The organism is Streptomyces sp. WAC00040, from assembly GCF_056835925.1.
Genome location: NZ_JAKQZE010000001.1, coordinates 1,603,916 through 1,624,494 on the forward strand (window position 1 = coordinate 1,603,916; position 20,579 = coordinate 1,624,494).

Below are 20,579 nucleotides of genomic sequence, written 5' to 3' on the forward strand. Positions count from 1 at the left end.
TCATTCGGAAGGTAAATCCCTGTCCGAATACGAGAGATCGAATTTGCGAACCGCAGATCTCTTGTTACCGTTCTAGAAGCCCGGTCGCTGGTGCATCCCCCGTCGCCAGCGATCGGGCGTTTCCATTTCCCGAACGCCTCTGGCGTCTCAACGGCCCGTGAACTCTTGGGTGTTGCTCCCGGAGCGGAGCAGCAGCGGCCCATCTCCCGTTCTGTCGTGAACGGCGAACTCGGCGATCGCCCGGTAGTCGGAAGAGCTGCCGACCGAAGGCTCACGAGGAGTTTCACACGCACGTGGCTCATCGTCGGCCTCGACCTTGCAGTTGGTCTGCACAGTGCGTCCGTCCGGTGCCATCAGAGCGAGTACGGACGTCAATTCCTCACCGGTCGCATTGCGGTAATAGGTGCGTCCCCAGGTCCGGCCGCCCTGGGTGAGCACACATGTCTGCGCCTCGATGCCGCCGGCAGAGGCGAGTTCCGGCCCACATCGGGAGTCCGTCCGCGGGACGGCGTCACCGTCGCTGCCGCTCTCCTCGCGCCCCGCCGCCGCGGCCTCGGAAGGCTCGTCCCGGGCGCCGGCGGCGCCGGCCGCTCCCATGTCGGCGCCTTCGGACGCCTCGAGCCCCGGCAGCGCACCGGGTGCGGTCGCTCGCCGGCCCTTCGCGTCGTCGGCAGGGCCGGTTCCCGTTCCGTTCGCCGGTCGCGGCCCCGCCGCCGGTCCGGCCGACGCGACGATGGGTACCAGTGTGACCGTCACCACCACGGCGGCGAGCCCGAGCATGCGGAGATTCATGGGCCACCAGCCGACTGCGGAGGTTCGGAAACGACTGCCCGAAGATATCGGCGGACCGTGACCACCCGGCCGCCGCGCGCCCATGTCCCTGCCGGTTCGGCCCACCTCTTACCCGTACGAGTGACGAGCCGGGCCCGACGTGGCAGCCGTGGCGGCCGCCTGCGGCCCGTTCGTGCGGCGCTGCCTGGGCCAGGGTTCCCAGTAGGTGTGCTGGAGCCGGCTGCCGGTGTTCAGTACGTGAGCCGGCTGCCCTCTCCCGCCTCCGGCGGATAGAGCCCGCTGCCGGGCGTACTGCTCGCGCTCGCCTCGACAAGAGCGTCCACGACCGCCTCGACGTCGGGCAGCCACGGTGCCGCTGAACCGGGCAGCGGCGCCCGCTCCCACCGCACCTGACCGGTTCCGGTCCGAGAGGGGGGAAGCACCAGATAGCCGCCACTGCCGTGGAAGCGCAGTGAACTGGGCACGCAGTCCTTGACGAAGAGCAGCTCGCCGAGCTGCTCCAGGGTGTAGGGGGCAACGAGCAACGACCAGCGGGTCGGGGTGGCGACCACCGGTCCCAGTCGCATGTCCATCCGGTCCAGCACCGACAGCGCACACGATGCGGCCACCGCGGGAAGGCTCACGGCACAGGGCGCGCGGCCTTCGCCGGAGCCCCCGACCCGGGACGGGCCACCGGTGGCCAGCATGATCGGGGCGGTCGGCCGGTTGGTCCACCACCAGCGGATCATCCGCTCGTCGGTGGTCGCGGCGAGGAGGCCGGGATCGAAGGGGTGGGCGCCGGGGACGACGCACTCCGGATCGGGGCAGGCGCACCCGCGGTCGCCGCGGTTTCTGCCACGGCCCTCGGACCGGTCGCCACCGGCCGATTTCAGTCCTGCACCGGGGAGCACGGGCCATTGCCACTCGGCGGCGAAGGTCAGTGCCGCTTCAAGCTGATCAGGTCCCTTCCCGCGCCGGTACCGGAGCCTGCGTCGCCTTCCGAGGATCTCGCGCATGAGCGCTCGTTCCTTTCCGTTGAACGCCGGGGTCCACATCACATCTCGTGTGCAGCTCATTACTGTGCGTACAAGTGCGCGTACTGATCGGCGTCATCGCCCCTTGCCGCCGGCATGGGCGGGCCCTCGGTTTCGCCGGCGACAGGATCGTCGCCCGAGGGCCGAACGTGGGCTGTAGTCCATTAAACGTGTGGCGAGGGGTGGCGCGCGCCTGGCGCTTGCTGTCCCGCTGTACTTCTTCCCCGCCACTCGGGGATGAGGCGCGGCCTCCGGCTGTTAGGACGCCGGGGCCCGCGGCCAGGTTCCGGGGCGCTTTCAACTGCCCCTGGTCATCACCGTTTACGTACCCAGCACGCTTGCAATGACGCTTTCCCCCCGGGCCTTCGCCCTGGGGGACCCCCTGCCGAACGCCCTCAGTCGACCTCAATCGGCCGCCATCGGGTGCATTTTTCAGCCAAGTTAACGGGTACGCCCATATCGCCTGGACACCACCAATCCCACAGGGACAGTGCTGGACACACCTTACGTGTGCGTGTAGATGTGGATGCACTGATAGCGGCGCAGAATGACATGGGGGTTTGCGATGCTATTGAGCGAAACGCACCTGCCGGAAAGCCGGCTGCCATGAGCGCCCCTCACCTGCCGAAAGTGGCTGGAATCGACTCAACTGTTCCTGCCCCCGCGCACACTCCCTCAACCCTGCCCCCCGTACCCACCGCGCCCCCCGCGGCCGGAGCGGTGCTTCAGGACCGCCTGGCCGGCTGGGTCTCGGACCTCACCACACTCCACGAACTCACCGAGCGGCTGATCAGAACCGGCACCCTCGACGACGCCCTCGAGGAACTGCTCGGTGCGGGCGCCGCACTCGTCGGCGCCCGCCGCGGACTGGTCGTCCTCGAGCCGCGCCGGGACGCCGCCCGCGACAGCCCGCTCGAGGACGACCGCGGGCCCGGCCTCGCCAGGGGCCTCGGACTCAGCCGCTCCGACCTCGGCCACATCGAGACGGTCCCGCGCGGCGCGACGGCGTACGGCCGCATCCTCGAAAGCGGCCGCTCCGGTGTCCCCGGACCCGTCGCCCATCCCGACCTGCTCGGCGACGACGCGCTCCACCCCCTGCACCGCGAGGTAGCGATCCGCCTCGGCTATTCGGCCAGTTACACGGTCCCACTGGCGACAGAGGACTCCGGCACACTCGGCGCGGCCGTCTGGCTCTACGACGAACCTGCCGCACCCGTCGAGCGCCAGTGCCACCTGGTCGGGCTCTACATGCGCTCCGCCACCGAACACCTGGCCCGACTGCTCGAACTGGAGCAGGCGCGCGCGACCGTCGCGACCGTCGCCGAGGAGTTGCTGCCCCGCAGACTGCCCCGGGTGCCCGGCGTCCAGCTCGCCGCCCGGCATCACAGCGGCCCTCGCGGCGGCGGCCACTGGTACGACGCGCTGCCGCTGCCGGAGGGAGCGCTCGCACTCGCGGTCGGCTCGGTCAGCGGCTGCGGCCCCAGCACGCTCGCCGCGATGGGCAGGCTGCGGGCCTCTCTGCGGGCGTACGCGGTGATGGAGGGCGAGGATCCGGTCGCGGTCCTGTCAGACCTCGAACTGCTGCTGCGTCTCACCGAGCCCGCGCGCACGGCGACCGCTCTCTTCGCCTACGCCGAACCCGCCGAGCGAAAGATCGTGCTGGCCGGCGCCGGTCACACACCGCCGCTGGTGATCGGCGACGGGCGCACGGAGTTCGTCGAGACGTCGCTGTCGGCTCCGCTGGGGATGCTCGCCTGCTGGGAGGCGCCGAGCGTCGAACTCCGCCTCCAGCCGGGAGAAACGGTGCTGCTGTACACGGACGGACTGCTGCGGCGCGCCGGCGACCCCATGGACCGCGCCTTCACCCGGCTCCACTCCGCCGCGGCGGGCGTTCCGCGAGCGCTGCGCGGCGACCCCGCGGCGATCGCCGACCACATCGTCGGGGCGGTGCTCCCCGACGGACCGGACAGCACCGGCGGCGGAGAGGACGTCGTCCTGCTTGCTGCCCGATTTGACTGATTTCTCACACGCTTTCCGGCCTCTTCCGGTCACACATACGATGGAAGCGTCCCCTCGCCGACCCGGAGGAGGGGGCAAGGTGTCGTAAACGGTCAAGGCCGACAAGCCCAGGAGGCAGACGTGGCTGAGGAGCTCACCCCGGCGGAAACCGATCTTGCTGCGGACGCAGCAGGCGCGGAGGGCGAGGAGCAGCCGATCAAGCAGCGCAAGAACGGCCTGTACCCGGGCGTGTCCGACGAGCTGGCCGAGAACATGACCACCGGCTGGGCCGACACCGAACTGCACGGTCTCGAGCCCATCGCGCAGGCCACGCACACCGCGGCCCGCCGTGCCGCACTCTCGGCACGGTTCCCGGGCGAGCGACTGGTCGTCCCTGCGGGCAACCTGAAGACCCGCTCGAACGACACCGAGTACAGCTTCCGCGCCTCGACCGAGTACGCGTACCTGACCGGCGACCAGACCGAGGACGGCGTCCTGGTGCTGGAGCCCAGGGGCGAGGGCCACGTCGCCACGATCTACCTCCTGCCGCGCTCCAACCGTGAGAACGGCGAGTTCTGGCTGTCGGGCCAGGGCGAGCTGTGGGTCGGCCGCCGCCACTCCCTCGCGGAGGCCGAGCAGCTGCTGGGCATTCCCGCCGAGGACGTCCGGGAGCTGGCCGCCAAGCTGAGCGAGGCCACCGGTCCGGTACGGGTCGTCCGTGGCCACGACGCCTCCATCGAGGCCGCTCTGACCGACAAGGTCACCAAGGAGCGCGACGAGGAGCTGCGTGTCTTCCTCTCGGAAGCCCGCGCCGTGAAGGACGACTTCGAGATCGGCGAGCTCCAGAAGGCGTGCGACTCCACCGCCCGCGGCTTCGAGGACGTCGTCAAGGTCCTCGACAAGGCTCAGGCCACCAGCGAGCGCTACATCGAGGGCACCTTCTTCCTGCGCGCCCGGGTCGAGGGCAACGACGTCGGCTACGGCTCGATCTGCGCCGCCGGCCCGCACGCGACCACCCTGCACTGGGTGCGCAACGACGGCCCCGTCCGCTCCGGCGACCTGCTGCTGCTCGACGCCGGCGTGGAGACCCACACGCTCTACACCGCGGACGTCACCCGCACACTGCCCATCAGCGGCCGGTACACCGAGATCCAGCGCAAGATCTACGACGCCGTGTACGAGGCCCAGGAGGCCGGTATCGCGGCCGTCAGGCCCGGCGCCAAGTACCGCGACTTCCACGACGCCTCGCAGCGGGTGCTCGCCGAGAAGCTCGTCGAGTGGGGTCTGGTCGAGGGCCCCGTCGAGCGGGTGATCGAACTGGGCCTGCAGCGGCGCTGGACGCTCCACGGCACCGGCCACATGCTCGGCATGGACGTGCACGACTGCGCCGCCGCGCGCACGGAGGCGTACGTCGACGGCACCCTCGAGCCGGGCATGTGCCTCACCGTCGAGCCCGGCCTGTACTTCCAGGCCGACGACCTGACCGTGCCCGAGGAGTACCGCGGCATCGGCGTCCGCATCGAGGACGACATCCTCGTGACCGAGGACGGCAACAGGAACCTCTCCGCCGCGCTGCCGCGTCAGGCCGACGAGGTGGAGGCCTGGATGGCCTCGCTCCAGCAGAGCTGATCCGGCAGGAAACGCCCGGTGAGGGCGCGCTGCTCATGACACGCCGAGCAGCGCGCCCTCACGCCATTTGAGGATCTTGTCGAAGCTGACCACGGCACCGCGCCCGGGCCTGTTGCGGACGTGGACATGATCGGCGAGCTGCTCGATCAGGCACAGACCGCGGCCGCTCTCGGCATGGCCGGGGGCAGGGGCGGCGCTGTGGCCACGCAGGGTGGCGCCGCCGACGGGAAAGCCCGGGCCCGAATCGGCCACCTCGATGCGGCACTTCTCGCCGTCCAGGTAGGCCGTCACGCGGTAGTCCCTGGACGCTTCGTCGGTGTCCCGGTCGCCGCCGTGCTCGACGGCGTTGGCGCATGCCTCGGTCAGCGCGACCGACAAGTCGTAGGAGATGTCCGGATCGACGCCGGCGGTCTCCATGGTGCCCAGCAACAGGCGCCGTGCGAGCGGCACGCTCGCAGCCTCGCGCCGCAAGTGGAGGGACCACCAGATGCTCATGCTCCAGCCTCCTGGCCGCGGCTCGACATACCGATACGTATTGCCCCAAGGCACGCTGCGTAAGCGCATCGTCGGACTGACCGCCCTCGTTCGGCGGATGCGCGTTCCGCGCCCACCGGTGTATGCCGGCAAAGGGGATCTTCCGGACCTGCCGTACGGGCGTCGGCACCGCAGTGCGATGATGAGCCGGCCATGTCGTCCATACGCCAAGCACGCGCCGGAGCCGGTCTGCGGCTGCTGAGGGCCGCGGTGTTCACCGCGGTCTGCGTCGTGCTGTCCGGGACGGGACATGTGCTCGCCGCCTGCCGGGCGGTCCCCCTGTGGACTTTGGCCCTCGGCCTCATCGGGGTCTTCGTCGTCGTCCTGCCGTTCACCGGCAGGGAGCGTTCGCTGCCCGCGATCGCCGGAGTGCTCACCGCCGGGCAGCTCGCCCTGCACACGCTCTTCGCCACCGGCCAGGGTCATCTGCGGCTGGCGCCGACGGCCGACGACGCCCTGATCAGACTGGCGGCGAAGCTGGTGTGCGGAGCGGGGGCCTCCGCGATGAGCCCCGCGGAAGCCCGCCGCATCGTCACCATGGCAGGCATCGATCCGGCCGCCCACACGGCGCACACGCACACCGCCCAGGCGGTGGCCACGCCGGAACTGCTGCCCTCGCTGCCCATGCTGCTCGGGCACCTGCTGGCGGCCGTCGCGACCGGACTGCTGATGCGCCGCGGCGACGCTGCGCTGTCACGGCTGATCCGGCTCTCGGCAGACTCGGCCCACGAGGTCGTGCAGATCGCGTGGTTGCGCCCGTTGCGGGCCGCGATGGTCCTGGTGCACGCCCTGCGGGCGGGACTCCAGCAGACGCCGGGCGCCGGGCCGGTCCTCGTGCCGCCGGTGGCCGGACCTCCCCTGCCCGTTGCGGGTCAGGAACTACAGCACACGGTGATCAGGCGCGGGCCGCCGCCCGTATTCGTCCTCAGCGCCTGACGCGGCCCCTCGACGGGAGTGGTGCCGCGGTGCCCGCGCACACCCGCGCGTTGCCGGCACACCTCACTTCTCTCCACCGTGGAGCTTCCTGTCATGAACGTTTCCCGTATCGCCGCCGCGTCCGCCGTCGCCGCCACATCGGTGCTGATGTTCTCCGGCGCCGCCTTCGCGCACGTCGGCGTACAGCCGCAGGGCGAGGCCGCCAAGGGCGGTTACGCGGTCGTCAACGTCAAGGTGCCGAACGAGCGCGACAACGCCTCGACCGTGAAGGTCGAGATCAACCTGCCCGCCGAGCACCCCCTGTCGTCCGTGATGCCGCAGCCCGTGCAGGGGTGGAAGGTCACCGTCGACAAGTCGAAGCTGGACAAGCCCCTCGAGGTGCACGGCAAGCAGATCACCGAAGCCGTCACCAAGGTCACCTGGACCGCCGACGGCGGCAAGATCGGACCGGGCCAGTTCCAGCAGTTCCCGCTCTCCCTCGGCCGGTTGCCCGAGGACGCCGACCAGATGGTGTTCAAGGCCATCCAGACGTACGACAACAAGGAGGTCGTGCGCTGGATCGAGGAGCCGGTGGAGGGTGGCGAGGAGCCCGAGGCCCCCGCTCCCGTCCTCAAGTTGTCGGCCGCCGGCGACGACCACCACGGCGCGGGCGCGACCGGTGCCGCCGCCGGGGACGACGCCAAGGCCTCGGACCACGGGAAGAAGGACGCCACGTCCTCCGCTTCCACCTCCGCCGACAGCAGTGACTCCACCGCCCGCATCCTGGGTGTCGTCGGCATTCTCGTCGGCGCCGCGGGCGTGACCTTCGGCGTGCTCGCCGGACGCCGCCGCTCGGCCTGACCGTCCCCGTACCGAACCGCTTTGAAAGAGAACCCCATGCACAACCCCAAGAGCGACGGGGAGCCCCGCCGCAGCCGGCGAGCGCCGCTGGTCGCGGCGCTCGCCGTCACGGCCGCGTTCGCCGTGGCGGCCGGCGTCGCCGTCACCCAGAACGACTCCGGTGACGACAGCCCCGTCAGTCAGGTCTCCGCGGAGACGAGGACGCAGGCCGCGACGGTGCTCACGCAGCCGTACACAAAGCCCGATCTCGTGCTGACCGACACCAGCGGCAAGAAGTTCGACCTGCGCGAGCGGACCAAGGGCAGGCCGACGCTGATCTACTTCGGCTACACGCACTGCCCCGACGTCTGCCCCCTGACGATGAGCAACCTCTCCATCGCCAAGAAGCAGCTGCCCAAGGCCGACCAGGACAAGCTCCAGGTCGTCTTCGTCACCACCGACCCCGAGCGGGACACCGCGGCCGAGCTCGCCAAGTGGCTGCCGAGCGCCGGTGACCCGTCCTTCATCGGACTCACCGGCGACTTCCCGACCATCCAGGCGGGAGCGCGTCAGATCGGCATCGGCATCGACGCCCCGAAGAAGGAGAAGAACGGCACCGTCGTGTCCATGCACGGCGCCCAGGTCGTCGCCTTCTCCCCGAAGACGGACCAGGGCTACGTGCTGTACGGCGAGAACACCACGGCGGACGAATGGGCGGCGGACCTCCCGGAGCTGATCAAGGGCGAGAAGCCGTGACTCCACGCGTCCGTACCGCCGTCGCCGCCGTCGGGCTGGGTGTGGGCCTGGCCCTCGCTGGCTGCTCGTCCGGCAGCGGGCCCGAGTTGAAGGTCAGCGGCGGCTTCGTGCCGCAGCCCGTCGGCGACATGGCCGCCGGATTCCTGACCGTCGAGAACGACGGCGGCAGCGCGGACAGGCTCACCTCGGTCACCAGCACCATCTCCGACGACGTCACGATCCACGAGACGAAGAACCAGAAGATGCGGGAGGTGAAGTCCTTCGACATCCCGGCCGGCGGCGAGCTCGACCTCGAACGTGGTGGCAACCACATCATGTTCATGGCTCTCAAGCAGCAGCCGAAGCAGGGCGAGAAGGTCTCCGTCGAGCTGCACTTCGAGAAGTCGGACCCGATCAAGGTCGAGCTCCCCGTGAAGGAGACCACCCACAACCCGCAGAAGCACTGAGCATCCAGGGACGGATCAGATGATGACAGCCACCGCCCCGCGCTTCGGACGGTTCCCGGTCCGGGTGCTGCTCGCCGTGACCGTGCTGTTGGGCACGGTTCTCGGCGCGCTGCTGGCCGGCGCGAGCCCAGCTGCGGCCCACGCCGCGCTGACCGGGAGCAACCCGAAGGACGGGGCGGTGGTGGCCACCGCGCCGAAGGAGGTCACCCTGACCTTCTCCGAACAGATCGCCATGGGCGACGACTCGATCCGGGTCCTGGAACCGAGCGGCAAGCGCGCCGACACCGCCAAGGTCCGCGATCTCGGCACCGGGGGCACCGTCGCCTACGGTGTCGATCTCCATGCCGGCCTGCCCGACGGTACGTACACCGTCGCCTGGAAGGCCGTCTCCGCCGACAGCCATCCGGTCTCCGGAGCCTTCACCTTCTCCATCGGCGCTCCTTCCAGCACCACGGTCGCGCTGCCCGAGGAGCAGGCCGGCGGCGGGATCGTCGGCTTCCTGTACGGCGTCGCACGCTACGTCGCGTACGCCGGTTTCGTACTGCTCGCCGGCGGGGCGGCCTTCGTGCTGCTGTGCTGGCAGCGCGGTGCGGCGGTACGGCCGGTGCAGCGCCTGGTCGTGCACGGCTGGGTGGCCATGACGGCGTCCACTCTCGCCATGCTGGTGCTACGAGGGCCTTACACCGGCTCCGGCAGCCTCGGCGACATCCTCGATCTCGGGGCACTGCCTGCTGTTCTCGAGACCAAGACCGGGGCGGCTCTCGTCTCACGGCTGCTGCTCCTCGGGGCGGCCGCACTGTTCGTGGCCGTCCTCTTCGGCGCGTTCGCGAAGCGCGAGGACGGGGCCGAGAAGAAGGACCTGAGTTTCGGGCTCGCCATCGGAGGCACGGTCGTCGCGGCCGGCATCGCCGCGACATGGGCACTGTCCGAGCACGCGTCGACCGGTATCCAGTCGGTCGTCGCGATGCCCGTCGACGTGCTGCACCTGCTGGCCGTCGCTGTCTGGCTCGGCGGCCTCGCCACGCTGCTGACCGCTCTCTACCGGTCGTCGGCGGTGGAACGCCGCGCGGTCCGGCGGTTCTCCACCGTCGCCTTCACCAGCGTCGTGGTGCTGGCCGCTACCGGGTTGTACCAGTCGTGGCGGCAGGTCGGCTCGTGGTCGGCGCTGACCGGGACGAGGTACGGGCAACTGCTGCTGCTCAAGGTGGGGCTCGTCGCCGTCATGGTCGGCGTCGCGTGGATCTCCCGGCGCTGGACGGCGCAGCTCGCCGACGTCGCGGAGGCCGAGCAGGTGTCCGGGATCGCGGATGCCGAGGGGACAGCGGAGAAGGACGAGGACGCGGGCGCGTCCGCCGACCCCGCACGCGAGGCGCAGCTCGCCCGGCAGAGGGCCGCAGTGGCGACGGCCGAGCGCAAGCGGAACCGGGACGCCGACCGCGAGCGTTCCGGACTGCGCCGTTCCGTGCTGGCGGAAACAGGCGTCGCGGTGGTCCTGCTCGCCGTGACGACCGTGCTCACCTCCACCGAGCCGGGCCGTACGGAGGAGACCGCCAGGGCCGGCGCCGCGCAGGCCGCGCCCGCCGCTCCGGCGGGGCCGACGGAGGTCAGGATGCCGTTCGACACGGGCGGCCCCAGCGGCAAGGGAACGGTGCGCCTCAGCCTGGACCCGGCGCTCTCCGGCGCCAACGACATGCACGTATGGATCGAGTCGCCGGACGGCAAGGCCCTGGACGCCCCGGAGGTGAAGGTCTCCTTCACCCTGAAGGCCAAGGAGATCGGCCCGCTGCCCATCACCCCGGACCGCATCGCCGCGGGACACTGGACCGCGAGCGCCGTCCAGATCCCGATGCCGGGCGACTGGCAGGTCAAGGTGACCGTGCGGACCTCGGACATCGACCAGACGACCATCGACAAGAACATCAAGATCGGCTGAACCACCGTGACATCCCTGACTCCTGCGAGCGGCGCCTCCTCCGGCCACGACGGCATCTCCAGACGACGACTGCTCGGCACGGCGGGCGCCGCCGGTGCGACCGGTCTCGTGCTGGGCGCGGCAGGCGGCGCCGCGGCGTACGCCGTGGCCGAGGAGAGCCCCACCGCGCTCGCCACGGTCGGGTCCACGGGCATCGCCTTCCACGACCGCCCGCACCAGGCGGGCATCACCGAACCACAGCAGGCGCACGGTCATCTGGTCGCCTTCGACCTTGCCCCCGGAGCCGGGCGTAAGGAGGCGGCGGCGCTGATGCGGCGCTGGTCCGCCCTGGCCGCCGACCTGATGGCCGGCCGGCCCGCCGGCGACGGTGACACGGGCATCGCACTGGACGCGGGACCGTCCTCGCTGACCGTCACCTTCGGGTTCGGCCGCTCCTTCTTCGACCGAACGTCCCTGGTGGCGCAGCGGCCGCCGGGGCTCGACCCGCTGCCGGCGTTCTCCTCGGACCAGTTGGACGCGGGACGTTCCAACGGCGACCTCTGGGTGCAGATCGGGGCCAACGACGCTCTCGTCGCCTTCCACGCGCTGCGCGCGGTCCAGAAGGCGGCGGGTGCCGCGGCCCGGGTGCGCTGGCAGATGAACGGCTTCAACCGTTCGCCCGGCGCGACCGCGCAGCCGATGACCGCCCGCAATCTGATGGGACAGGTCGACGGCACCGGAAACCCCAAGCCGTCGGAACCCGACTTCGAGCAGCGGCTCTTCGTACCGTCCGGCAGCGACCATCCGTGGCTGGACGGCGGGTCGTACGCCGTGGTGCGCCGCATCCGGATGCTCCTCGACGACTGGGAGAAGCTCTCGCTCCACCAGCAGGAGCGGGTCATCGGACGGCGGAAGTCGGACGGCGCCCCGCTGACCGGCGGTACGGAGACCACGGAACTCGCCCTCGACGAGACCGGGCCCGACGGAAAGCTGGTCGTACCCGAGAACGCGCACGCCCGTATCTCCGCGCCGGAGCAGAACGGCGGCGCCGCGATGCTGCGCCGGCCCTTCTCGTTCCACGACGGGATCGGCCCGGACGGGACCCCCGACGCCGGGCTGCTCTTCATCTGCTGGCAGGCCGACCCGCTGCGCGGCTTCGTGCCGGTGCAGCGCAAGCTGGACCGGGGCGACGCCCTCTCGGCGTTCGTCCGGCACGAGGCGAGCGGACTGTTCGCCGTGCCGGCGGCGCCGAAGGGGGGCGAGTACGTGGGGCAGCGGTTGCTGGAGACGTGAGGGGCGGTTCCGCGGCCCATTAGGGTGACGGTATGTCGGCCACGCGCTTCACATATCTCGGTCCCGAGGGCACCTTCACCGAAGCCGCCCTGCGTACTCTCCCGGAAGCCGCGACCAGGGAACTCGTCCCGATGGTCTCCGTCCCCGCCGCGCTGGACGCCGTACGGGCCGGGGAGGCGGCGGCCGCTCTCGTACCGATCGAGAACTCCGTGGAGGGCGGCGTCACCGCCACGCTCGACGAGCTCGCCTCTGGCGAGCCGCTGATGATCTACCGCGAGGTGCTGCTGCCCATCGCCTTCGCGCTGCTGGTGCGCCCGGGGACGAAGCTCTCCGAGGTGAAGACGGTGACCGGCCACCCGGTCGCGCAGCCTCAGGTGCGGAACTGGCTGCGCAACAACCTCCCCGACGCGCTGTGGGAGTCGGCCGCCTCGAACGCCGACGGCGCCCGGCTGGTGCAGGAGGGCCGCTACGACGCCGCCTTCGCCGGCGAGTTCGCGGCGGCCACGTACGGGCTGGAGCCCTTGGTCAGCGAGATCCACGACGCTGAGAACGCGGAGACGCGCTTCGTCCTCGTGGGGCGGCCCGCGCGGCCCTCGGCGCCGACCGGTGCCGACAAGACGTCCGTCGTCATCTGGCTGGGCGACGACCACCCCGGTGCGCTGCTGGAACTGCTCCAGGAGTTCGCGGTACGCGGGGTCAACCTGATGCTGATCCAGTCCCGGCCGACGGGCGCCGGCATCGGCAACTACTGCTTCGCGGTAGACGCGGAAGGCCATATCGCGGACCGGCGGGTGGGCGAGGCCTTGATGGGGCTGAAGCGGATCTGTCCCAAGGTGCGCTTCCTCGGTTCCTACCCGAGGGCCGGTGTGACGGCGGACGACGTACGACCGCTGCGTGCCGGCACATCGGACGTGGAATTCACGGCAGCGTCGGACTGGCTGGCACGCTGCCAGGACGGCCGCGCCTGAGGCGTCCTGCCCCTGAAGCGGCTGGTCCTACCTGCAGATTTTAGTTGTCCACAGAACTTGTCCACAGGCACGCTTCTCGACCTGGGGACAAGTCGACAACAGAACGTCACAGGGTCGACAAATCGGCCGACCCGCCCACTTCCGTCCACAGAGCACCAGGTCGGCCCCTGTCACCCAAATTCCATTGATCAACTCTTTGGGGCGAGGAATTCCCACCCGAATGAGTGCGTGAGGCCGGTTTGAGATGGGAATTCCCGGGCCCGCAGGCGACTGCCGGAATGATCACTTCCGCAATCCACAGATCGTGCACACAGGCTGTGGATAACTTTACGGGCCGGTGCATCCCTGTGGACAAGCCCCTCCAGGAGCGGCGGCCGGGGGCGCGGGGCCGGAGCGGGAACCACCGCCCGTGCACCCTTTCGGCGAAAGAGCCTCGATTGTTTGACACTGCCGGATTTACTTTCACCGCACGTTTATTAATTCTGGCAACTACTCACAATCCGGGCAAAGCGACACGCACTTAGATATCGGGTGGGGTGGGGCGAGTCGACACCGGTAGCCTGGTGGGGTGATTGACCTTCGCCTGCTCCGTGAGGACCCTGACCGTGTCCGCGCCTCTCAGCGCGCCCGTGGAGAGGACGTCGGCCTCGTCGACGCCCTGCTCTCCGCCGACGAGCGGCGAAGGTCCTCGGGCCTCCGCTTCGACGAGCTGCGCTCCGAGCAGAAGTCGCTCGGCAAGCTGATCCCCAAGGCCACCCCGGACGAGCGTGCCGAACTGCTCAAGAAGGCCGAGCAGCTCAAGAGCGACGTCAAGGCCGCAGAGGCCGAGCAGAACGACGCCGAGGAAGAGACCCGCCGCCTGCTGCTCCAGCTCGGCAACCTCGTCCACGAGGACGTCCCGGTCGGCGGCGAGGAGGACTTCGTCGTCCTCGAGACGCACGGCACGATCCGCGACTTCGGCGCGGAGGGCTTCACTCCCAAGGACCACCTGGAGCTCGGCGAGGCGCTCGGCGCCATCGACGTCGAACGCGGTGCCAAGGTGTCCGGCTCGCGCTTCTACTACCTCACCGGTGTCGGCGCGCTTCTCGAGCTCGCCCTCGTCAACGCGGCGATCGCGCAGGCCACGGAGGCCGGCTTCATCCCGATGCTCACGCCCGCGCTGGTCCGACCGCGCGCCATGGAGGGCACCGGGTTTCTCGGCCAGGCCTCGGAGAACGTGTACCACCTGGAGAAGGACGACTACTACCTGGTCGGCACGTCCGAAGTACCGCTCGCCGCGTACCACATGGACGAGATCCTCGACGCCGACAAGCTGCCGCTGCGGTACGCGGGCTTCTCACCCTGCTTCCGCCGCGAGGCCGGCACCTACGGCAAGGACACCCGCGGCATCTTCCGCGTCCACCAGTTCGACAAGGTCGAGATGTTCTCGTACGTCGCGCCGGAGGACGCCGAGGCGGAGCACAAGCGCCTGCTGGACTGGGAGAAGCAGTGGCTGACCGCCCTGGAGCTGCCGTTCCAGGTGATCGACGTGGCGACCGGTGACCTGGGCGCGTCCGCGTCGCGCAAGTTCGACTGCGAGGCGTGGATCCCGACCCAGGGCAAGTACCGCGAGCTGACCTCAGCCTCGAACTGCGACGGTTTCCAGGCGCGCCGCCTCTCCGTGCGTATGCGCGAAGGCAAGAAGGTGCAGCCGCTGGCGACGCTGAACGGAACGCTGTGCGCCGTGCCGCGCACCATCGTGGCGATCCTCGAGAACCACCAGCTGGCCGACGGTTCCGTGCGCGTTCCCGAGGTGCTGCGCCCGTATCTCGGTGGACGCGAACTGCTGGAGCCGATCTCCAAGTGAGCCCGGCCCTCTTCCCGTACAAGCTCGTCGCCACCGATCTCGACGGAACGCTGCTGCGCGGCGACGACACGGTCTCGCAACGCACGCGCGACGCGCTCGCCGCGGTGACAGAGGCGGGCTCCGCCCACATCATCGTCACCGGTCGGGCGGTGCCGTGGACCAGGCACATCCTCGATGACCTGGGGTACGACGGTCTGGCGGTCTGCGGGCAGGGGGCGCAGGTCTACCACGCCGGCGAACACCGGCTACTGACCTCCGTGACGCTCGACCGGCAGCTGGCCGGACTCGCCCTGTCCAAGATCGAGGCCGAGGTGGGGCCGCTGCTGCTCGCCGCGAGCCGCGACGGCCTCGAGGGCGACGTGCTGGTCGGCTCCGGTTACCGGGTGCTGGAGGGCCCCCTGCCCTACGTTCCCATGCACGACCCCGCCGACCTGTGGGCAGCACCGCTGAACAAGGTCTACATACAGCACCCGACGCTCGGCGACGACGAACTGGCGAAGGCGGCCAGGGCGACGGTCGGGAATCTGGTGGATGTGGTCATGGCCGGCGCGGGTGTCGTGGAGATCCTGCCGCTGGGGCTGAGCAAGGCAACCGGCCTGTCGCTGGCCGCCCGGCGGCTGGGACTGCGGGCGGCGGACACCATCGCCTTCGGTGACATGCCGAACGACATCCCGATGTTCGGCTGGGCGGCGCACGGTGTGGCGATGGCGAACGCGCACGACGAACTGAAGGCAGTGGCCCACGAGATCACCGCGTCGAACGACAACGACGGCATCGCGGTGGTGCTGGAGCATCTGCTGTCCGGCTGAGTGTCCGGGAGGGGGCGGCCCGCGCGGATGCGCGCTCGAAGCGGCCGCCCCCTGGGCGGCCGCCCGGCGGCCGTGCGGAGTGTGATGACTACTCCGCCGCCTGCCGGGTGCCGCCTCGACGGGAGCACGACGGACTCGGGCTCGAACCTTCGGTCATCGCCGCGCTCCTCTCCCGGTCGGTGGCGCCGGTCGCACAGATGTGCTGTCCCGGCCCCACAACTGTGCCGGGCCGGCCGGTCCGGCGCCACCGATTAATCAGCGGTTCCTACGACGACGAAGATCCCGCAGCCGGCAAGGGAAGTCGTACATCCTGGCGTCCATCCGGGCCATGTCGTCGGACAGCTCGCACAGCCGGTTGCTCATCGCGGCGACGACCCGGTTGGTGGCGTCGAGCCGGTGGTCGAGCCGGTCGAGCCGCTCCGACATCCGGTGGAGCACCGGACCCAGTTCCTGCAGGGCCGTGCCGACTCCGGCCAGGCAGTGCTCGACGGCGGTGACCCGCCGGTCGAGCGACGCGTAGCCCTCACGCAGGGACTCCTCGGCGTCGAGGAGGTGGGTGCGGACGCGGCGCGCGATGTCACTGTCGCGCAGCAGCATCGCGACGTTGAGCACCGCCCGGCGGGTGAAGAGGGTGAGGCTGGAGCGGCGCTGTGGATAACTCACCTCGCCCTCGTATGAGAGGGACAAGCTGTCCCTCTGATATTCGCCCAGGTCAGAACCCTTCAGCACGCGCATCCCGTTCTCGGTGAGCTCCTCCCGGTGCCGCTGCGTCACCTTCTTGATGACCTCTGTGGATACTTCGAAGTAGCGCGCGACGCCCTCTGTGGATACATGAATGCTGTCGGGCAGTAGGCCGAGAGCCTTCACCTTGTCCAGCGCCTCGACCCGCCCCGCGTGCTCGACGCGCATCGCGCGCGACTCGAGCAGGGCAACTTCCGTCGGCATGGGTATGCCTTCCGTTCGTGAAACCGTCAGGGACGGCCCTCTCCCCGGGCCCAGGAGCGGAGGTCGGCTCACGGTGCATCCCACTCAATGACCGGCCCGGGCGAGAACGTCGCCTCGGCACCGGCAATCCCCGACTTCACGAACTCTCGACGTCACGAACTCCAGTTGCCTCCACGCACGGTGGACAACGAGCCGATAACCGTACAGTTACGCGATATGCCTCGGCCCCCGCCGGGAAGGCAGGGGCCGGGGCCGGGAACGATCGCGGCTCACTCCTCGCCGGCGAGCTTGAGCACTCGAAGCTTCTGGCCCGCGTACCAAGTCGCGGCCACCGTGACGCCCGCCAGCAGCGCCACCGCCGCGGGCAGGCCCACGTCGGAGCCGATCAGTCCTTCGCCGCCGATCTTCTCGGCGAGCGCCAGCGACCACTGCTGGACGCTCAGCGTCCGGGCGCCGGGCACCAGGCTGCCGAAGAGGGTCTCCCACACCAGGGCGTAGACGAGGCCGATGACCACCGCGTGCCGGCTCACCGTTCCCAGCAGCAGGAAGAGCGCGCTGTACGCGATCGATGCCACCAGGGCCGCCAGGGTGTAGGCGATGGCCACCTGCTGGCCGTTGCCGTTCAGGATGAAGCCCGCGATGAACGTGGGCACCGCAGAGAAGGCCATCGTCACGGCGATCGCGACAATGAGCTTGGTGAAGATGATCGTCGGCCGCTTCACAGGCTTGGCGAGCAGGTAGACGATCGAGCCGTCGTCGATCTCGGGGCCGATCGACCCCGTACCGGCGATGACACCGATCAGCGGCACCATCGTGGCGATGGCGAACCCGCCGAGGACATCTGCGGCGACCTGGTCGTCCGCCCCGTTGAAGCCCCGTACGGCGGCCGCGATCAGCAGCAGCAGTCCGGGGAGCACGAACAGGATCGCGGCTCGGCGCCTGCCGAGGACGGCCCGATAGGTGAGCCGGGCGACTGTGGGGTTGTACATGTCCGTCACAGCTCCTTTCAGGCCGCTACGAGGTAGGAGAAGACCGACTCGAGGGACTCGTCCGAGGGCGAGACCGTCAGGAGCCGGATGGAGTGCTCGCGGGCGACCTTCGGAAGGAGCTCCGTGAACCGGCCGAAGTCGACCGCCTGGATGCGCAGCGCGCCCTCTGCCAGGTCGACCTCGATCCCGGCGGTCGACGGGTCGGCGATCAGGGCGGCCGCGAGCGCCCGGTCGTCGCTGGAGCGCACGAGGTAGCGGTGCGGCCGGTCCGTCATCAGCCGGCGGATACGGCGGAAGTCACCGCTGGCCGCGTGGCGTCCGGCGACGATCACCTCGATGTGCGAGGCGAGTTGCTCCACCTCCTCCAGGATGTGCGAGGAGAACAGAACGGTGCGGCCCTCGGCGCCCATCCGCCGCAACAGATCCATCAGCTGCATCCGCTGGCGCGGGTCCATGCCGTTGAACGGTTCGTCGAGCAGCAGTACCGCCGGATCGTGCACCAGGGCGGAAGCCATCTTCACCCGCTGGCGCATGCCCTTGCTGTACGTGGAGACCTTGCGGTCCTGCGCGTACTCCATCTCGACCGTGGCCAGCGCCCTTTGGGCCTCCTTCGCGCCCAGGCCGTGCAGTTCGGCGTTGGCGACCACGAACTCACGGCCGGTGAGGAAGTCGTACATCGCCTCCCGCTCCGGGACGACCCCGATCTGCCGGTACACGGACTCGTTCCGCCAGATCTGCGTCCCGTCGAGGGTGACGGTGCCGTTCGAGGGGGCGAGGAAGCCGCCCATCATGTTGATGAGGGTGGACTTTCCCGCGCCGTTGGGGCCGAGGAGGCCGGTGACGCCGGGGCCGATGGTCATCGTCACGTCGTTGACGGCGACGACGTTGCCGAACCACCGCGAGGTGTTGTCGATGCGAAGAGTGCTCATGGGCGCAGCGCATTCCTAGGAAGGGTGGTGGCGGGCGACGGTTTCGAGCTCACAGCCCGACCTTTCGGTAGCGGCGCATGAGGACGCCGTACGAACCGGCGACGAGCGCGAGGACGACGAGCAGGTAGACGACTCCGACGCCGGCGCCGGGACCCTCGCCGCCGGGGAATGCGGAGGTCGCGCCGAGGAAGGCGGTCTGCAGCCCGTCGATGAGCGTGACCGGTGAGAACAGGCCCAGCCACTGGATCACACCGGCGGAGCCCGTCTCCCAGGCGATGGCCTGAACGGTGGAGACCGCCCCGTAGGTGATCGTGAGCGTCGCGATCACGGCGGCGACGCCGAAGCCGCGGCGGGGGGTGAACGCGGCGAGCACGAGCCCGATCCCGCCGAAGAGGACGGAGAGCACAGCCACGGAGACCAGTCCCTGGGCGAAGCCCTTCGTCTGGTCGGCGAAGTCGAACTCCGCCAGCAGCGCGCCCGCATAGAGGATCACCAGCGGTGCGGCGGTGAGCACGAAGACGGCGGAGGCCATGGCCGCGTACTTGGCGAGGACGTAGTCGACGCGCTCGATCGGCCGTGAGAAGTACAGCGGCACGGACTTGAAACGCAGGTCGCGGGAGACGGACTGCGGTGCCTGCGAGGCGAGGAACAGCGCGATCAGCGCCTGCATGATGATCGCGTACCGCGTGTACTTCAGCGGCAGGTCGGACATGTTGGGGGTGGCGACGGCCACGGCCACGATGATCGCCGCGACCATGCACATGATGCCGAGCAGGATCATCGGCAGCACCTTGGACTTGGCCGAGCGGCCGAGACCGAAGGCGCCGCGCAGCGACTGCGAGTAGAGGGAGCGGCGCGCGTAGGCGCGGCCGAGGCGGGGGCCGTCGTAGTTGCGGTATCCGATGTTGTGGATCCGCGTCGTGCCGGGGACCTGGCCGCCGTGGGTCTGGGTGCTCATCAGGCCTGCACCTCCATGGCCTTGGCGGCCTCAGGGCGGAAGACCTCCGCGATGTGGTGGCGTCGCTGTTCCATGCGCACGAGGCCGAGACCGAGCTCGGCGACGGCGTCGCGCACGGTGTCGTACGTCTCCTCGCCGGCCGCCTCGAGCAGGAGGATGTGGCCGGCGCCGGGCAGCCCGTCCTCCGTGCGGTCGTGCAGCTTGAGCCCGGCTGTGGTGAGGGCCGCACGGAGCGCGGCCGTGCCGTCGGGGTGTGCGTCGGAGTCGGTGACCTCGACCGCGAGGGTGGTCGTCGTCTGCGTGAACTCCTTGGTGGAACTGGAGCGCAGCAGGGTGCCGCCGTCGACGACGACGACATGGTCGCAGGTGCGCTCGAGCTCTCCGAGGAGATGGGAGGTGACCAGGACCGAGATGCCGAAGTCGGTGTGGACGCGCCGGATCAGGCCGAGCATCTCGTCGCGGCCGACCGGGTCGAGACCGTTGGTCGGCTCGTCGAGCAGGACCAGCTTCGGGTCGTGGACGAGGGCCTGCGCGAGCTTCACCCGCTGCTTCATGCCGGTCGAGTAACCGCCGATGGGGCGGTACCGCTCCTCGTACAGGCCGACGTGGCGCAGCGTGTCCGCGGTGCGTTCTCGTGCGGCGGTCGGGGGGAGGCCGGACATGCGCGCCATGTGGACGACGAACTCCGTGGCGGAGACGTCCGGCGGCAGGCAGTCGTGCTCGGGCATGTAGCCCACCTGCTCGCGGATACGGGCGCCGTCGGTGGCGACGTCCAGGCCGAGCACGGCGGCACGGCCCTCCGTGGCGGGGGACAGACCCAGCAGGATCTTGATCAACGTGGACTTGCCGGCTCCGTTGGCGCCCACCAGGCCGGTCACACCGGGGCCGATGTCCAAGGAGAGCCGGTCAAGCGCGGTCACCCTGGGGAACCGCTTGCTCAGGCTTTCGGTCGCGATCACAGTCACGTTTCGAAGGTAGTGGCGTACGGCACGTCTGACGTCAGCCTC

The 20,579-nt window shown here is 70.0% G+C and carries 19 protein-coding genes; 11 read left to right on the top strand and 8 right to left on the bottom strand.

What is annotated here, in order from left to right; translation table 11 throughout:
• Positions 1-147 precede the first annotated feature (147 nt).
• Both MDN94_RS07385 and MDN94_RS07390 read right to left on the bottom strand, forming a co-directional pair.
• Entirely contained in the window at positions 148-792 is a 645-nt protein-coding gene (locus MDN94_RS07385) for a hypothetical protein (RefSeq protein ID WP_482725109.1), read from the bottom strand.
• Positions 793-1,022: 230 nt separating this feature from the next.
• A complete protein-coding gene (locus MDN94_RS07390; RefSeq protein WP_482725110.1) occupies positions 1,023-1,787 on the bottom strand; it encodes a bifunctional DNA primase/polymerase in 765 nt (254 codons plus the stop codon).
• Positions 1,788-2,357: 570 nt separating this feature from the next.
• Between MDN94_RS07390 and MDN94_RS07395 the strand changes: the two genes are divergently transcribed.
• Together MDN94_RS07395 and MDN94_RS07400 are read left to right on the top strand one after the other, a co-directional pair.
• Complete coding sequence (locus MDN94_RS07395; protein ID WP_482725111.1) at positions 2,358-3,824, top strand: PP2C family protein-serine/threonine phosphatase; 1,467 nt, start codon at positions 2,358-2,360, stop codon at positions 3,822-3,824.
• A gap of 120 nt (positions 3,825-3,944) precedes the next feature.
• Positions 3,945-5,432: an aminopeptidase P family protein gene (locus MDN94_RS07400; RefSeq protein ID WP_482725112.1), complete on the top strand. Its 1,488-nt coding sequence runs from the start codon at positions 3,945-3,947 to the stop codon at positions 5,430-5,432.
• A gap of 33 nt (positions 5,433-5,465) precedes the next feature.
• Here the strand turns inward: MDN94_RS07400 and MDN94_RS07405 are convergent, their stop codons facing one another.
• Positions 5,466-5,927 carry an ATP-binding protein gene (locus MDN94_RS07405; RefSeq protein ID WP_482725113.1) on the bottom strand — a complete coding sequence of 154 codons (462 nt, stop codon included), beginning with the start codon at positions 5,925-5,927 and terminating at the stop codon, positions 5,466-5,468.
• A gap of 192 nt (positions 5,928-6,119) precedes the next feature.
• Between MDN94_RS07405 and MDN94_RS07410 the strand changes: the two genes are divergently transcribed.
• The 9 genes from MDN94_RS07410 (at position 6,120) to MDN94_RS07450 (ending at position 15,751) form a co-directional block, all read left to right on the top strand.
• Entirely contained in the window at positions 6,120-6,902 is a 783-nt protein-coding gene (locus MDN94_RS07410) for a hypothetical protein (RefSeq protein WP_482725114.1), read from the top strand.
• Between the two features lie 93 nt (positions 6,903-6,995).
• Positions 6,996-7,742 carry a YcnI family copper-binding membrane protein gene (locus MDN94_RS07415; protein ID WP_482725115.1) on the top strand — a complete coding sequence of 249 codons (747 nt, stop codon included), beginning with the start codon at positions 6,996-6,998 and terminating at the stop codon, positions 7,740-7,742.
• Positions 7,743-7,778: 36 nt separating this feature from the next.
• Positions 7,779-8,477, top strand: a complete 699-nt coding sequence (locus MDN94_RS07420) for an SCO family protein (protein ID WP_482725116.1) — start codon at positions 7,779-7,781, stop codon at positions 8,475-8,477.
• On the top strand, positions 8,432-8,923 hold the full coding sequence (locus tag MDN94_RS07425) for a copper chaperone PCu(A)C (RefSeq protein WP_482725117.1): 492 nt from the start codon (positions 8,432-8,434) through the stop codon (positions 8,921-8,923). The genes MDN94_RS07420 and MDN94_RS07425 overlap by 46 nt, the downstream gene beginning before the upstream one ends.
• A gap of 22 nt (positions 8,924-8,945) precedes the next feature.
• Entirely contained in the window at positions 8,946-10,856 is a 1,911-nt protein-coding gene (locus MDN94_RS07430) for a copper resistance CopC/CopD family protein (protein WP_482727026.1), read from the top strand.
• Between the two features lie 6 nt (positions 10,857-10,862).
• Positions 10,863-12,128 (top strand): iron uptake transporter deferrochelatase/peroxidase subunit, encoded by a 1,266-nt coding sequence (efeB, locus tag MDN94_RS07435; RefSeq protein ID WP_482725118.1) that lies wholly within the window; start codon positions 10,863-10,865, stop codon positions 12,126-12,128.
• A gap of 32 nt (positions 12,129-12,160) precedes the next feature.
• Entirely contained in the window at positions 12,161-13,096 is a 936-nt protein-coding gene (gene pheA / locus MDN94_RS07440) for a prephenate dehydratase (protein ID WP_441263275.1), read from the top strand.
• Positions 13,097-13,664: 568 nt separating this feature from the next.
• A complete protein-coding gene (gene serS / locus MDN94_RS07445) occupies positions 13,665-14,942 on the top strand; it encodes a serine--tRNA ligase (protein ID WP_189474278.1) in 1,278 nt (425 codons plus the stop codon).
• A complete protein-coding gene (locus tag MDN94_RS07450; RefSeq protein ID WP_482725119.1) occupies positions 14,939-15,751 on the top strand; it encodes an HAD family hydrolase in 813 nt (270 codons plus the stop codon). Before serS ends, MDN94_RS07450 begins: the two co-directional genes overlap by 4 nt.
• A 255-nt stretch (positions 15,752-16,006) precedes the next feature.
• Here MDN94_RS07450 and MDN94_RS07455 read toward each other — a convergent pair whose 3' ends face one another.
• From MDN94_RS07455 to MDN94_RS07475, 5 genes are all read right to left on the bottom strand, one after another.
• Positions 16,007-16,696 carry a hypothetical protein gene (locus MDN94_RS07455; protein WP_482725120.1) on the bottom strand — a complete coding sequence of 230 codons (690 nt, stop codon included), beginning with the start codon at positions 16,694-16,696 and terminating at the stop codon, positions 16,007-16,009.
• Positions 16,697-16,965: 269 nt separating this feature from the next.
• Positions 16,966-17,685, bottom strand: coding sequence for an ABC transporter permease (locus tag MDN94_RS07460; protein WP_482725121.1), 720 nt, complete (start codon positions 17,683-17,685; stop codon positions 16,966-16,968).
• Positions 17,686-17,702: 17 nt separating this feature from the next.
• Complete coding sequence (locus tag MDN94_RS07465; protein WP_482725122.1) at positions 17,703-18,614, bottom strand: ABC transporter ATP-binding protein; 912 nt, start codon at positions 18,612-18,614, stop codon at positions 17,703-17,705.
• 49 nt (positions 18,615-18,663) lie between these two features.
• Positions 18,664-19,572 carry an ABC transporter permease gene (locus MDN94_RS07470; protein WP_482725123.1) on the bottom strand — a complete coding sequence of 303 codons (909 nt, stop codon included), beginning with the start codon at positions 19,570-19,572 and terminating at the stop codon, positions 18,664-18,666.
• A complete protein-coding gene (locus tag MDN94_RS07475; protein WP_441263700.1) occupies positions 19,572-20,531 on the bottom strand; it encodes an ABC transporter ATP-binding protein in 960 nt (319 codons plus the stop codon). Before MDN94_RS07475 ends, MDN94_RS07470 begins: the two co-directional genes overlap by 1 nt.
• Positions 20,532-20,579 lie beyond the last annotated feature (48 nt).

Coding starts and splice junctions, on each gene's coding strand:
- MDN94_RS07385 (WP_482725109.1), bottom strand. CDS start 792: ATGAATCTCCGCATGCTCGGGCTCGCCGCCGTGGTGGTGACGGTCACA.
- MDN94_RS07390 (WP_482725110.1), bottom strand. CDS start 1,787: ATGCGCGAGATCCTCGGAAGGCGACGCAGGCTCCGGTACCGGCGCGGG.
- MDN94_RS07395 (WP_482725111.1), top strand. CDS start 2,358: ATGGGGGTTTGCGATGCTATTGAGCGAAACGCACCTGCCGGAAAGCCG.
- MDN94_RS07405 (WP_482725113.1), bottom strand. CDS start 5,927: ATGAGCATCTGGTGGTCCCTCCACTTGCGGCGCGAGGCTGCGAGCGTG.
- MDN94_RS07410 (WP_482725114.1), top strand. CDS start 6,120: ATGTCGTCCATACGCCAAGCACGCGCCGGAGCCGGTCTGCGGCTGCTG.
- MDN94_RS07415 (WP_482725115.1), top strand. CDS start 6,996: ATGAACGTTTCCCGTATCGCCGCCGCGTCCGCCGTCGCCGCCACATCG.
- MDN94_RS07420 (WP_482725116.1), top strand. CDS start 7,779: ATGCACAACCCCAAGAGCGACGGGGAGCCCCGCCGCAGCCGGCGAGCG.
- MDN94_RS07425 (WP_482725117.1), top strand. CDS start 8,432: ATGGGCGGCGGACCTCCCGGAGCTGATCAAGGGCGAGAAGCCGTGACT.
- MDN94_RS07430 (WP_482727026.1), top strand. CDS start 8,946: ATGACAGCCACCGCCCCGCGCTTCGGACGGTTCCCGGTCCGGGTGCTG.
- pheA (WP_441263275.1), top strand. CDS start 12,161: ATGTCGGCCACGCGCTTCACATATCTCGGTCCCGAGGGCACCTTCACC.
- MDN94_RS07455 (WP_482725120.1), bottom strand. CDS start 16,696: ATGCCGACGGAAGTTGCCCTGCTCGAGTCGCGCGCGATGCGCGTCGAG.
- MDN94_RS07460 (WP_482725121.1), bottom strand. CDS start 17,685: ATGTACAACCCCACAGTCGCCCGGCTCACCTATCGGGCCGTCCTCGGC.
- MDN94_RS07465 (WP_482725122.1), bottom strand. CDS start 18,614: ATGAGCACTCTTCGCATCGACAACACCTCGCGGTGGTTCGGCAACGTC.
- MDN94_RS07470 (WP_482725123.1), bottom strand. CDS start 19,572: ATGAGCACCCAGACCCACGGCGGCCAGGTCCCCGGCACGACGCGGATC.